We start from the raw sequence: 11,508 nt of genomic DNA, 5'->3' as shown, positions 1-11,508 counted from the left end.
TGGAGCGGCATAACCGGCTGGTTCGGAGATCTCTGGGGCGGAGTGAAGGGTACCTGGACCGGCCTGTGGGACAGCCTCCCGAATGGATCTTCAATCATGGAAGGGCTCAAAGGAGTTTGGGAAGGTCTGCCAAGCTTTTTTAATGGTCTACTAGACAAAGTAAAAGCAGCTTTTGGCAGCGTCTGGGGCTGGATAGAGGGCAAGGTCGATTGGCTTAGAGGTGCTGTGGGAAAAATCATGTCCGTCTTTGGCAATAACAATAAGCAAGAGACGCCTGAAGAGAAAGCCCATAGAGAAAGCAGGGAGTCTGAGGCAAAAACATATGCTCAAAATACTCTTGGAGTGGCTATGGAGGGAATCGATCTTACTGGCAATGGGCTATCTTTCCCCTCGGCTTCCCCTCCTCCTTCTGCTGATGCAGTTGCGACTATATCTAGAGCAGAGCAGATAGTAAACAACACCACTAAATCTGTCGCAGTGACTCAACATAACAGTATCGCAATACATTCTGTGGCGGGGCAATCGCCGGAGGAAATTGCCGAGGAAGTGATAAGACGACTGGAGGAGAAGGAGAACAGAGGGGGGGTATTGTACGACCGTGCCGGATTCTAAAGCAAAAAGAGTAATGCTTAAGCTGGGAGACTACACCTTCGGGATTGAGACTGCTGCGTACCAAAAACTGACAAGGCTAGCTGAATATCGCTGGGCAAGGCAAGATATCATAGATAATCGGCCTGGATACCAATTCATGGGGCCAGGCGAAGAAACTATCAAGCTGCCAGGTGTCATATATCCACATTACAGAGGTGGGCTTGGGCAGGTTCAGTCTATGAGGCAGGTCGCTATCGAGGGTGCGCCGATGCTACTTATAGACTCTTTAGGTCATATTTATGGGAGGTGGGTCATACGCCGAGTCGAAGAAAGGACAAGCGACTATCTAGCCGGTGGCGTACCTCGAAAAATAGAGTTTGATCTTGAAATTGTCTATATTGACGATGGGAGGCAGGGATGATTGTTTACAGGACAAGGGCTGGAGACTCTTTAGACTGGGTTTGTTGGCAGCATTATGGGGAACAATCAGGCGCCTTGGAGGTAGTTTTAGAGACTAATCAGGGATTAGCCGACTATGGCCCTGTATTGCCGAGGGGATTAGCCGTGGTCTTACCAGACATAGTGGTCCCAGAGTCTCGAAAGGAGGTTTCGTTATGGGATTGAGCGAACTTAGCGTGCCGTGGTCTCTTGTCGCAAACAACGCTGATATTACAAAGTTAATCGAGAGCAGGCTCATATCCCTGGACATATCGGACTCTGCTGGGATGGAGTCTGATACCCTGGAGGTCGCCCTGTCTGACCATGACCCTGGCATAAAGTTACCCTCTACAGGGGCTGAGTTAGTGGCAACCATTTCGGGCGTAAGGATGGGACTTTTTGTTGTGGACGAAGTGGTGCTTGCCAGCCCTCCTCCGGTTGTGAGGCTAAAGGCAAAGGCAGCTGCTTTTGATGCTAGTCACGGCGGGCAGTCTCAGATACAAAGCCAAAAGACCAGGAGCTGGGAGGATATGACTTTCGGGGCATTGGTGGCCACCATCGCGGGAGAACATGGACTTAAAGCTGCTGTATCTAGTGACTTAGCGAGGAATCAGGTTGGTCATAACGATCAGGTCAACGAGTCGGATATCGCCTTCTTGACGAGAATAGCATACAGGTATGATGCGACCGCAAAGCCGGTGGAGGGTCGACTAGTTGTGGTTCCCAAAGGCAGTGGACAGAGCGTTGGCGGAGCTCCGCTGCCAACCATATCGATCTCTCCCAAGCAGGTTACTAGATGGCAAGTGACACTAGGCAAAAGAGGTGTCTCGTCCGCTGTGGTGGCGACTTTCCGAGATGTTAAAACAGGGGAGGATGTTGAGGTTCGAATCGGCCAAGGTGAGCCTGTCCGTCGATTGATACATGTGTTCCCCGATGAATCTACTGCGAGGCAGTACGCATCAGGGGAACAAATCGCTGGCAAGCGAGGAGGTTCTAAGCTCTCTTTGTCCCTACCAGGGAATCCTAGGCTTAGGGCTGAGTCTAAGGTGTCGCTATCTGGCTTTCGTAGTGGTGTAGATGGGACTTGGTCGATAGTTACGGCGAAGCATCATTTGGATGGGCGCAGCGGATATGTTACCCAGCTTGATTGCGAGGGAGGGGCATGATCTTGGTTTTGCTATGGGGACTGCTGCCGATTCTGGTTCACGAGGCAGCCCACTATCTAGCGGCCTTCCTGCTAGGATGCCGCCTTTCCTTTACTTTCTCCTGGGGGAAGTTGGGGCCGGTGAAGGTACCCAGGTGGACATGGCGTTGGCCGGAGGCGTCGCCAGGCCATATTAAGATAATTTGCCAGGCCGGTTTCGTAGCTGAAATCGGCTTGGCTTTTTTTATGCCCTGGCCGTATCGATTGGCGACGTTTCTGCACTTTGTGCTTTATCCGCACTATGCAGGTGACGCAAGTGATTTTAAGGGGATGATCTGATGAGGATAGCCATAGATCCTGGACATGGTGGCAAAGACCCAGGGGCCGTAGGAGGACAGCTTCGAGAGAGCGAGGTGGCGTTGGCCATCTCGCTTTTTTTGCGGGATGAACTGGTGGATGGAGGACACAGTGTCCTGATGACCAGAGAAACGGACGTCTTCATCACGATTGGCGATCGATGTCGACTAGCAAACACGTGGAAAGCTGACCTGTTTCTTTCTATTCATTGCAACGCTGCCAGCTCTCCACAGGCTCACGGCATGGAGCTCCTGATTTTCCCCGGATCGGCTAGAGGCAGGGATCTCGCCGGTCATATCTGGGGGGCTCTGCGTGATATCCCTGGGCTTCGAGATCGAGGAATAAAGCCCCGTGGAGATCTGGGAGTCCTTCGAGGCACCTCCATGCCTGCGGTGCTCGTAGAGGCAGCGTTTATCTCGAACCCGGAAAATCGGCGGGATCACCTGGAGACTACTCACGGTCGCAGAAGGATAGCAAAGGCGATTGCTCAGGGGGTGATGGAGTGGGTGTAGCGAAATGGCCGCTTCGAAAACCGCTGGCTATCTTCGCTGCCGGGTTGGTAGGGCTCTCCATTCTCTGGAGCCTTTGGACGGGACAGGATCTTCCCATGAACCTGAAAGATCTTCTCCAGTGGTTTGGGGGGCTCGTCTTAGCGGCATATTACGGGACCTCGACGGTTGAGGCAGTGAAGGGGGTAGGAACGAAAACATGTCCAGAAAAGGATGGATAGCGTGGTGTTGTTGTCTGGCAGCGTTGATGGCAGGTTGCGTCTGGGTGGTGTGGGGGAAGATAGATCCTCCTCCGGCGGTAGTGGAGACCGACGCCGTTATAGAAAATCTCTCTCGGCAGATCAAAGAGCTGGAGGAACAGGCCAAGAAGAAGGTGGTGTTTATACGTGAGCAGGTCAAGGAAGAGGTGTTTGCGCTGCCTCCTGACGGTGTTGCTGATGGTCTCAATAACGAGCTTGCCAGCTTCCGGCGCAGTCAAATACGTCCCCAAGGGATATGTGACGACTGAGCCGGGGTACTGGATGACTGAGCAAGACGGGCGAGACTTACTCTTCTCTGTGCAGACGTACCGGCAGGAGCGGGATGTGTGGCATCAGACGGTTCTCGACATGAGGGCTGAGACGAACGTAAGGCTACTGGAACTCAAGGCGGAACTCAACGAGGAGCGAGACGAGTGGAAGGGTCAGATACGGCAAGAGCGTAAGAACACTGTCCTTTGGAGTGTCGGAGCTCTTGCTGTTGGGGTAATGATAGGAAGGTCTCATTAAGGAGGTAGCCCTGTGGATGATTTCTTTGACTCGTTGCACCAGTATCTGGCGGTTCTCTTGCCACCCACCCTGATGGCTATGGCAGGATCTCTGGTTCGGTTTATCCGGCTTCACCGGTCTGAACCGTTTTCGTGGGGAGAATTCTTATCCGGGATGATCGTCGCTGGATTCGTGGGGTTGGTAATGGCCTGTTTCTGCCGCGGTCTTCGACTCTCTCCATGGACCAGCTCAGCGATTATAGCTATGGCAGGGTACTCGGCAGGGCAGATACTGGACTATGGGCAGGAGCTTCTGCTAAAATGGCTGGAGAGAAAAGCAAAATAACGCCTTAGCTCTTGCATTATTTAATTTTAGGATGGGCTTGCTTTTAGGCTCTAGAGTGTGTTTTTGTCTCCATAGTGTCTCTGAAATCTGTAAATCCTTGCAGTTAGAGCTTATTCTGTGGTCCGCGCCTCCACCATAAGCCTTTTCGTAGCCGTCGGGATCGTCGCAGACCCCGACGGCTGTTGTTTACCTTAGAGTTCCTCTTCCTCTTCCTCTTCCTCTTCCTCGCCCATGACTTTTCCAAGTCTCTCAAGGGCTGCCTGTACCGCTGGGTGGTCGGCGTGGGTGAACACCTTCCCCATGGACTCCATCATTCCCTCGGCCTTCTGGTCCATTCTGTCGCTGGCTTTCTCTATGTCTGAATCAACGGCGTAATCGTCTTCGTCGGTTCCCTCAAAAAACTCGGGATACTTTTTCTCCATAGCCACCATCTCCGCCATCATAGGCTCCAGTTTGTCCGAGTAGGAGTTAAGGGCCGATGCCATCTGATCAGGGGTCTGGGCTTTCTCCAGGTCCTTCGATAACGTCTCCATAGCGTTTCCGTACTGGTCGGAGAATTTTATGATGAAGCTTTTTATCTCCGGCGGGATCGGTTTTGCCGCTGTGGCGATGGTGGCCATAAAAACTAGGGACAGAGCGCAAAAAGCTAAACACAGATATATTTTCTTCATTTAATCACGCCTTTTCTTTTTTTGATTTGATCCTCAAGAGCTTTTTCCAGATCTTCCCAAGAGGGAACCCCTTTAAAGAGAAGCTCTCCCTCCACTATCCACGCTGGCTCTCCTCCCTTTACGGAGAACCTTATTACATCCCATATCCAAAAAGGTGACCTAGGGTCGTAGACGTTCAGGTCTACGGCGTCTTTAAATCTATCCTTCACCTTCACTATCAGGTTTCCTGTGAGCATCCTGCTCTTTGCCCCGGGGTAGGATTCCCTTTCCTCTCCTCTGTAGGGCAAGGTGCATCAGCCTGCACCGGCCTTAGGGGACTCCACGAAAACCTTGACCTTACAGGGCTTTGTCATCTCTAGTCACTCCCTTTCGTGGTATTTTCCGTTCCGCATCTAAAATATACCACGATGGTCCGGTGAAAGGGCAAGTGCCTATCGGCCTGACATAATGTACAATCTCGGTGTATAACGGTGGAAGAGGTGAGAATATGGACCTGTCCGGTCTTCATAGGCTTTGCATTATGGATAAACGAGGGGATTACGTTATGGACAGGGAGACCGCTCTTAAAGAGCTGGCCTCCCTCGGTGGCGATAGGTCTTTGGATCAGATACTCGATAGGATGAGGAAATGGTGTCTGTCCATGGGTATCCGAAAGGACGGGGACAGTTTCTCCTTTCAGGATTCCCATGAGGGGGTGCTTTTCAACGGCTCCGCCACCAGGTTCAAAGACGAGCTGAGCGTCCTTTTGGTCATACCGGGGAAGGCCAGGCAGAGATACAGGATTCCCGCTCTGTGGTCCGACTTTCGTTGGTCGGTCTGTTATCAGGAGCCCCTTCTGGCGGAGTGGAGAGGTTACCCCAGCGGCGAGAGGTGGTGGGGGCTGGCCGGTCGGGACTGTTGCGACGAAAGAGAAGCCCGTGAGAGATTTAGATGGCTCTCCAGTCGTAGACAGATCAACAGAGTGAGGCTTGTTCACGACGGCAAGGTGGTTGAGGAGTATATTGCCACCAGGGCCGGAAGGTAAGGGAGGCTTGTGAATGAAATCAAGATCTATAATGCTTCAGGGCACCTCGTCGGATGTAGGTAAGAGCGTCCTCGCAACCGGTCTGTGCCGGATTTTCGCTCGAAAGGGAATATCGGTAGCCCCTTTTAAGGCTCAGAATATGGCCCTGAATTCCTACGTCACCCTCGACGGAAAGGAGATGGGAAGGGCTCAGGTGGACCAGGCCAGAGCGGCAGGTCTGGAGCCTTCGGTGGAGATGAACCCTGTGCTCCTAAAGCCTGAGGGCCATTCCAGGTCTCAGGTGGTGGTCATGGGAAAGCCTATGAATAGCCTCTCCGCCTTGGATTACCACGACAGGAAAAAAGAGCTTTGGGGTCACGTGACCCAGGCTCTCGACGATCTCAGAAGCAGGTTTGATCTTTTGGTGGTGGAGGGCGCCGGCAGTCCTGCGGAGATAAACCTTAAGGCCAACGATATAGTGAATATGAGGGTGGCGACTTACCTCCAATCCCCGGTCCTACTGGTCGGCGATATCGACAGAGGAGGTGTATTTGCATCCCTTTACGGCACTATGGCCCTGTTGGAGGAGGAGGAAAAGTCGTTGGTGAAGGGCTTTTTGATCAACAAGTTTCGAGGCGACCCGGCGCTTATAGGCTCGGGGCTGGAGATGCTACGGGATTTAACAGGCCGCCCGACCTTAGGGCTTATTCCCTACCTCGATCGGCTGGAAATAGCCCAGGAGGACTCGGTTTTTCTGGAGGGAAATAGCCGTATATCCCAAGGCAGTCTCGATCTGGCGGTTATCGGCTATCCCAGAACGTCCAACTACGACGATATGGATGCCCTCGCTGTCGAGGCCGACGTAGGGGTCCGATTCGTCCGTAGTTCCGCCGAGCTGGGCCATCCTGACTGTGTCATCCTCCCGGGGAGCAAGAGCACCGTGGCCGACCTTATGTGGATGAGGGACAACGGTTTAGAGAGGGCCATAAAGGATCTGGCGTCTCGAGGGACCTCGGTGGTAGGGGTTTGCGGAGGATTTCAGATGATGGGACGATGGATCAGGGACCCCGAAAACGTGGAGAGCCAGGAGTCCCAGGTTCCAGGTATGGGGCTTCTGGACGGGATAACCGATTTTTGCGGAGAAAAAAGGACCGTCCGGTCCAGGGGGCAGGTAATCTCCCCGGCGGAGGCTCTTTTACCTTTTAAAGGTATGACAGTCGAGGGATACGAAATCCATATGGGGCGGACCACCTCGGCGATGCCGATTTTTAACCTATCCGAAGGTCCCGACGGAGCGTCCGATCCCTCTGGCAGGATATGGGGAACCTACCTCCACGGTGTTTTCGACCTTCCCGAGTTCAGGAGAGCCTGGTTGGCGTCTCTCGGCTGGTCTCCTTCCGGTGAGGCCCTGTCCCTAAGGGAACTCAGGGAAAGGGCTTTCGATCGACTGGCGGATCACATGGAGGAGCATATGGATATGAAGGCCCTGGAGGCTATATTGGGGCTATGAGGGCGGTTGCCTGCTGTCCTGGCACCTGTGGAGAGCTCTTTCAGGGATGGCCAGAGGGGGTCTCTCAGCTGATATCCTGCCCTGTCGGCCTGTGGTCCAAAGTGGAGATCTCCGCCAGCCCTGGAGATGGAAGGTTTTTCGTGCCTGGACATATGTCCAAGACCGAGAGGGCTCTGAAGGTGGCGTTAGACCTGTGGGGGGAGGCTATGGATATCTACCTTCGTCAGGAGACCCAGCTGGTCGGGGCTAGAGGTTACGCCAGCAGTACCGCCGATATTCTGGCCTCTCTCTACGGTTTGGCCGCCTGTCTAGGTCGGCCTTTACCTCCTGAAGAGGCCACCGAGATAGCTGTGGCGGTGGAGCCCTCCGATAGCCTGGCCTGGGAGGGCCTTGTCCTTATGGATCACCGTAGATTTTCCCGCCATCGCTATCTAGGGCCCGTCCCTGATCTGATGTTGGCGGTTTTCGATCCTGGAGGGGAGGTCGATACGGTGTCCTTCAACGAGAGGGTGTATTCTCGTCCTGACAGGGATTACGACCGTATTTTAGCCGATCTGGAAAAAGGTCTGCACGACCGAAACTGGCCTTTGTTCGCCGTTGCCGCTACGGAGAGCGCTTTGGCAAATCAATCTATACTCCGCAAAGATGACCTTGAGTCGATTTTGGAGGCTGCCCTCTCAAACGGAGCGTTAGGTATAGTGACAGCCCACAGCGGTACCCTCTCCGGAGCTATCTTCCAAAAGGAACGTCTCAAAGGGGAGTCTCTTTTGTGGCCTCCTGAGCTAGGGGATCCTTTCTACGTTCCCATGGTATCAGGAGGGGTTCGTCTACTGGAGGTTGAACTATGATTCAAACTTTAATCGTCTTGATTTTGGCTGTATTGGTGGACCGGCTTATAGGGGAGCCACCTGAGGAACTTCATCCTGTTTGCTGGATGGGCAAGTTCATCGAATTTGCGTGGAATCGACGTCCTTCCAAAGGGCTTTTCCTTTATGGAGCCTTTATGGTTGCCTCGGGGACGATGTTTTTCGCCCTGCTAGGTCCTTTGGTGTCACTGCTGTGGTGGCCTGTGTCTTTCGTCTTTTCGGTGTGGTTTCTCAAAGGGACTATGTCCGCTAGCGGCCTTTTAGACGCAGGGAGAGAGGTGTACGTCGCCCTGGTCGCTGGAGACCTCGCCCAGGCGAGGGGAAAGCTGGCCTGGCACTTGGTCAGCAGGGATACCTCCGATCTCTCCTCTCAGGAGGTCGCCGGGGCGGCGGTGGAGTCTCTGTCGGAGAATCTCTCCGACGGGTGGGTTGGCCCTATTTTAGCCTACAGCCTCTTCGGCCTTCCTGGAGCTTTGGCGTATCGATTTGTAAATACCTGTGACTCTATGGTTGGGTACAGGCACGGTGACTTTGAGTTAGGTGGAAAGGCCTCCGCCTTGCTGGACGACCTCTTTAACATACTGCCCGCCAGGCTGTCCGCTTTGCTCCTGGTCGTCGGTGCATGGTCCTCGGAGGTCGACTGGAGGGGAGCTATCCGTTCTTCCTTCAGATTTCACCGGGCCACCGAGAGCCCTAACGCCGGATGGCCTATGGCGGCTATAGCAGGTGCTTTGGGGATTACCTTGACGAAAAGGGGCTGCTACTCTATCCCCGGAGGTGACGGAGATCCTGACGTCGAGGATCTATACCTTTCCATGAAGGTCGTCTCGGTGGCTCAATTAGCCACCGTCGCCTTTGGATTCGCGTTGATCGTAGGTATGAGATGAGGCCTCTACCTGTTTCTTACGTAAGGAACCTTCTCCCTGTGGTTCACGGTGGAGTGGACTACCAGGAGATAGCGTCTAAAGGACTCAAGGTCGAGGATATCGTCGATTTCAGCGTATCCATAAATCCCTTTCCTTCACACGAAGAGGTTCTCCAAGCGGCCCTATCGTCGGAGCTAAGGGTCTATCCTGACCGATATTCCGGGGCCTTGAGGGACCGACTTGCCAGCTTAAACGGCGTGGAGCCATCGTCGGTCATAGTGACCAACGGAGCCTCCCAGGCCATATGGCTGGTCGCAATGGCCTACCTCAAGGCCGGCAGAAAGGCCTCGGTGGTGGCTCCGGCTTACGGCGAGTACGCAGCTCCCTCTATCGCCATGGGGGCGGAGATCTCTATGTGGGATTTTTCTCGGTCTATGCTCTGGGGTGCTCCTGATATGGATACCCTGCTCTGCGACCGTATAGCCTCCGACCCTCCTACGATTTTATGGCTATGCAGCCCCAATAATCCCACCGGCTATACCGCCAGGGAGGATCAGATAGGTCGGCTTATCGAGTGCTGTTCCCTTGGGCCCACTATTTTGGTCGTGGACGAGGCCTACAGGAACTTTATGGCCGACCCACCTAGGCTGGAGAGGTTTTTGAGCTCCAGGAGGCTGATACTGCTCCGGTCTATGACCAAAGACTACGGCCTTCCAGGGGTCCGGCTCGGCTACGCTCTCGGATCCGACGAGGCCATAAAGGCTATGAGCTCGGTCCAGCCCGACTGGAGCGTCGGGGCACAGGCTCAGTCGGTAGGTATGGCGGTGCTCGATAAGGAGGGGTACTATCGGGAGCAGTGGCGGGATCTAAGGGCGGAGAAGGCTCGGCTTTTCGATTCCCTCAAGGGTATGGGCATAACCGTTATACCTGGCGAGGCCAACTTCGTGCTGTGTCACCATCCCAGGTCCGACGAGATAATGGCCTACCTTAAAGGCAAGAACATACTGGTCAGGGACTGTCGTTCCTTTGGCTTAGAGGGCTTTTTTAGGATAGGGGTAAAGACCAGGGACGTAGACGACGTCCTTTTAGGGGCTATATCCTCGTTTTTTGCGAATGAGAGGCGATCGAGATAGACGGAGGAGAGATAACCTTGGTCCTTGGAGGGGCCAGGAGCGGTAAAAGCGGTTTCGCCCAGGAGCGAGTTTGCGAGCTGGCGTCCTTGGACGATCCGGTCTATTACGTCGCTACCGCTTTTATAAAAGACGATGAAATGGCCCGGAGGGTGGAGAGACATAGATCTGACCGCCCTGATGGATGGATAACCCTGGAGGCCCAGAGGGAGGTCCATAAGGCGATAGAGAGGCTCCCTGTCCGATCTATTCTCCTGCTGGACTGTGTCACTATGATGATAACCAACTTCATGTTTGACCAGAGGACCGATTGGGATGATCTGTCTAAAGAGGACGAGGATAGGTTGATATCCTCTACCCTGAGCTACGTCGATCAGGTGCTGATGGCCATCAGAGGTCGGTCCATAAAGGCGGTCCTCGTCTCCAACGAGGTGGGCATGGGGCTGGTGCCTCCCTATCCTCTAGGCAGGATATTCAGGGATATAGCGGGCTGGGTCAATCAGGCTATAGCTAAGGAGGCGGATTCGGTGTTTTTGCTGACCGCCGGCATTCCCCAGAGGATAAAGGGGGAGCCTCGATGAGGTTTTTGCTGGCCTTGTCGTTTATGACCTCCATACCTGTGTCTTTAGGACGAATGATGTCCGACGAGGAGATGGGGCAGAGCACACGGTGGTTCCCAGCGGTAGGCGGGGTTATCGGGGGACTGGTGTCCTCCCTATTCGTCCTAAGCAGCTATATCCTCCCTCCTTCGGTTTCGGGGGCTATCGCTTTGATATTCTGGATAGCCATTACCAGAGGTCTCCATCTCGACGGATTGGCGGATACCTTCGACGGTTTAGGAGGAGGGGCTACCAGGGAGAGGGCACTTGAGATAATGAAAGACAGTCGAATAGGTACTTTCGGAGCTCTGGCTATAGGATCTGTCTTGATCCTGAAGTTTGCCGCTCTATCCTCTTTCGGCCCCCGGGGATTTTACTGGATTTTGGTATCCCCTATCTTGGCGAGGTGGGCGGTGGTGTGGTCTATTTTCCATTTTCCCCCTGCCAGAAAGGACGGTGCTGGACGGGTTTTCGTCAGTTCCTGTCGTCGGCTTGAGTTGTCCGTGGCGTCGGGCTTTGCTCTTGTCGCCTCTACGGTTCTCCTGGGGTGGATAGGCATAGTGGTCCTTGGGGTTACAGGGGTGGTCGCTTACTTCGTCGGCTGTTGGATATCCCGTCACTTAAACGGCCTTACCGGAGATAGCTATGGCTGTATATGCGAGATGATAGAGGCCCTGGTCCTCGTCGCAGGGTCGCTGGTCCTACAGGGTAGGCTATAATAAAGGTGTGTATT

The 11,508-nt window shown here is 54.0% G+C and carries 17 protein-coding genes; 15 read left to right on the top strand and 2 right to left on the bottom strand.

Annotated elements, in window-relative coordinates; all coding sequences use genetic code 11:
- From B9Y55_RS13230 to B9Y55_RS06420, 8 genes are all read left to right on the top strand, one after another.
- The coding region (locus B9Y55_RS13230; protein ID WP_159448263.1) for a hypothetical protein at positions 1-612 on the top strand (612 nt) is incomplete at its 5' end.
- Positions 599-1,012 carry a phage tail protein gene (locus tag B9Y55_RS06460; RefSeq protein ID WP_200806639.1) on the top strand — a complete coding sequence of 138 codons (414 nt, stop codon included), beginning with the start codon at positions 599-601 and terminating at the stop codon, positions 1,010-1,012. The genes B9Y55_RS13230 and B9Y55_RS06460, both read left to right, overlap by 14 nt.
- Positions 1,009-1,215 carry a tail protein X gene (locus tag B9Y55_RS06455; RefSeq protein ID WP_085544546.1) on the top strand — a complete coding sequence of 69 codons (207 nt, stop codon included), beginning with the start codon at positions 1,009-1,011 and terminating at the stop codon, positions 1,213-1,215. Before B9Y55_RS06460 ends, B9Y55_RS06455 begins: the two co-directional genes overlap by 4 nt.
- A complete protein-coding gene (locus tag B9Y55_RS06450) occupies positions 1,206-2,195 on the top strand; it encodes a phage late control D family protein (RefSeq protein WP_085544545.1) in 990 nt (329 codons plus the stop codon). Before B9Y55_RS06455 ends, B9Y55_RS06450 begins: the two co-directional genes overlap by 10 nt.
- Positions 2,196-2,511: 316 nt before the next feature.
- Entirely contained in the window at positions 2,512-3,042 is a 531-nt protein-coding gene (locus B9Y55_RS06440) for an N-acetylmuramoyl-L-alanine amidase family protein (RefSeq protein ID WP_085544543.1), read from the top strand.
- Positions 3,033-3,260, top strand: coding sequence for a hypothetical protein (locus tag B9Y55_RS06435; RefSeq protein ID WP_085544542.1), 228 nt, complete (start codon positions 3,033-3,035; stop codon positions 3,258-3,260). Before B9Y55_RS06440 ends, B9Y55_RS06435 begins: the two co-directional genes overlap by 10 nt.
- Entirely contained in the window at positions 3,239-3,547 is a 309-nt protein-coding gene (locus B9Y55_RS06430) for a hypothetical protein (protein ID WP_085544541.1), read from the top strand. Before B9Y55_RS06435 ends, B9Y55_RS06430 begins: the two co-directional genes overlap by 22 nt.
- Before the next feature lie 271 nt (positions 3,548-3,818).
- Entirely contained in the window at positions 3,819-4,130 is a 312-nt protein-coding gene (locus B9Y55_RS06420) for a phage holin family protein (protein ID WP_234986160.1), read from the top strand.
- Between the two features lie 191 nt (positions 4,131-4,321).
- On the opposite strand, the gene B9Y55_RS06415 is transcribed toward B9Y55_RS06420, so the two are convergent.
- Together B9Y55_RS06415 and B9Y55_RS06410 are read right to left on the bottom strand one after the other, a co-directional pair.
- On the bottom strand, positions 4,322-4,801 hold the full coding sequence (locus tag B9Y55_RS06415) for a hypothetical protein (RefSeq protein WP_085544539.1): 480 nt from the start codon (positions 4,799-4,801) through the stop codon (positions 4,322-4,324).
- On the bottom strand, positions 4,798-5,037 hold the full coding sequence (locus B9Y55_RS06410) for a hypothetical protein (protein ID WP_159448262.1): 240 nt from the start codon (positions 5,035-5,037) through the stop codon (positions 4,798-4,800). The genes B9Y55_RS06415 and B9Y55_RS06410 overlap by 4 nt, the downstream gene beginning before the upstream one ends.
- A 251-nt stretch (positions 5,038-5,288) precedes the next feature.
- Here B9Y55_RS06410 and B9Y55_RS06405 point away from each other — a divergent pair, with 251 nt between their 5' ends.
- The 7 genes from B9Y55_RS06405 to cobS are packed head-to-tail and all read left to right on the top strand — an operon-like array spanning position 5,289 to position 11,494.
- Positions 5,289-5,825, top strand: a complete 537-nt coding sequence (locus tag B9Y55_RS06405) for a hypothetical protein (RefSeq protein WP_085544537.1) — start codon at positions 5,289-5,291, stop codon at positions 5,823-5,825.
- Positions 5,826-5,838: 13 nt separating this feature from the next.
- Positions 5,839-7,314, top strand: a complete 1,476-nt coding sequence (locus B9Y55_RS06400) for a cobyric acid synthase (RefSeq protein ID WP_085544536.1) — start codon at positions 5,839-5,841, stop codon at positions 7,312-7,314.
- Positions 7,311-8,162 carry a GHMP family kinase ATP-binding protein gene (locus B9Y55_RS06395; protein WP_085544535.1) on the top strand — a complete coding sequence of 284 codons (852 nt, stop codon included), beginning with the start codon at positions 7,311-7,313 and terminating at the stop codon, positions 8,160-8,162. The genes B9Y55_RS06400 and B9Y55_RS06395 overlap by 4 nt, the downstream gene beginning before the upstream one ends.
- A complete protein-coding gene (gene cbiB, locus B9Y55_RS06390; protein ID WP_085544534.1) occupies positions 8,159-9,067 on the top strand; it encodes an adenosylcobinamide-phosphate synthase CbiB in 909 nt (302 codons plus the stop codon). The genes B9Y55_RS06395 and cbiB overlap by 4 nt, the downstream gene beginning before the upstream one ends.
- Positions 9,064-10,179, top strand: coding sequence for a pyridoxal phosphate-dependent aminotransferase (locus B9Y55_RS06385; protein WP_085544533.1), 1,116 nt, complete (start codon positions 9,064-9,066; stop codon positions 10,177-10,179). The genes cbiB and B9Y55_RS06385 overlap by 4 nt, the downstream gene beginning before the upstream one ends.
- 17 nt (positions 10,180-10,196) lie before the next feature.
- Positions 10,197-10,757 carry a bifunctional adenosylcobinamide kinase/adenosylcobinamide-phosphate guanylyltransferase gene (gene cobU, locus B9Y55_RS06380; RefSeq protein WP_159448261.1) on the top strand — a complete coding sequence of 187 codons (561 nt, stop codon included), beginning with the start codon at positions 10,197-10,199 and terminating at the stop codon, positions 10,755-10,757.
- Complete coding sequence (gene cobS, locus B9Y55_RS06375; RefSeq protein ID WP_085544531.1) at positions 10,754-11,494, top strand: adenosylcobinamide-GDP ribazoletransferase; 741 nt, start codon at positions 10,754-10,756, stop codon at positions 11,492-11,494. The genes cobU and cobS overlap by 4 nt, the downstream gene beginning before the upstream one ends.
- The last annotated feature ends 14 nt before the right edge of the window (positions 11,495-11,508 follow it).

Source organism: Dethiosulfovibrio salsuginis (assembly GCF_900177735.1).
GTDB classification, from domain to species: Bacteria; Synergistota; Synergistia; order Synergistales; family Dethiosulfovibrionaceae; genus Dethiosulfovibrio; species Dethiosulfovibrio salsuginis.
This window is presented reverse-complemented; position numbering and strand designations above follow the sequence as displayed.

Bases quoted from the DNA above. Each gene is read 5' to 3' on its own strand.
- B9Y55_RS06410 (WP_159448262.1), bottom strand. From the start codon at position 5,037: ATGCTCACAGGAAACCTGATAGTGAAGGTGAAGGATAGATTTAAAGAC.
- B9Y55_RS06395 (WP_085544535.1), top strand. From the start codon at position 7,311: ATGAGGGCGGTTGCCTGCTGTCCTGGCACCTGTGGAGAGCTCTTTCAG.
- B9Y55_RS06450 (WP_085544545.1), top strand. From the start codon at position 1,206: ATGGGATTGAGCGAACTTAGCGTGCCGTGGTCTCTTGTCGCAAACAAC.
- cobS (WP_085544531.1), top strand. From the start codon at position 10,754: ATGAGGTTTTTGCTGGCCTTGTCGTTTATGACCTCCATACCTGTGTCT.
- B9Y55_RS06385 (WP_085544533.1), top strand. From the start codon at position 9,064: ATGAGGCCTCTACCTGTTTCTTACGTAAGGAACCTTCTCCCTGTGGTT.
- B9Y55_RS06455 (WP_085544546.1), top strand. From the start codon at position 1,009: ATGATTGTTTACAGGACAAGGGCTGGAGACTCTTTAGACTGGGTTTGT.
- B9Y55_RS06415 (WP_085544539.1), bottom strand. From the start codon at position 4,801: ATGAAGAAAATATATCTGTGTTTAGCTTTTTGCGCTCTGTCCCTAGTT.
- cbiB (WP_085544534.1), top strand. From the start codon at position 8,159: ATGATTCAAACTTTAATCGTCTTGATTTTGGCTGTATTGGTGGACCGG.
- B9Y55_RS06405 (WP_085544537.1), top strand. From the start codon at position 5,289: ATGGACCTGTCCGGTCTTCATAGGCTTTGCATTATGGATAAACGAGGG.
- B9Y55_RS06430 (WP_085544541.1), top strand. From the start codon at position 3,239: ATGTCCAGAAAAGGATGGATAGCGTGGTGTTGTTGTCTGGCAGCGTTG.
- B9Y55_RS06400 (WP_085544536.1), top strand. From the start codon at position 5,839: ATGAAATCAAGATCTATAATGCTTCAGGGCACCTCGTCGGATGTAGGT.
- B9Y55_RS06440 (WP_085544543.1), top strand. From the start codon at position 2,512: ATGAGGATAGCCATAGATCCTGGACATGGTGGCAAAGACCCAGGGGCC.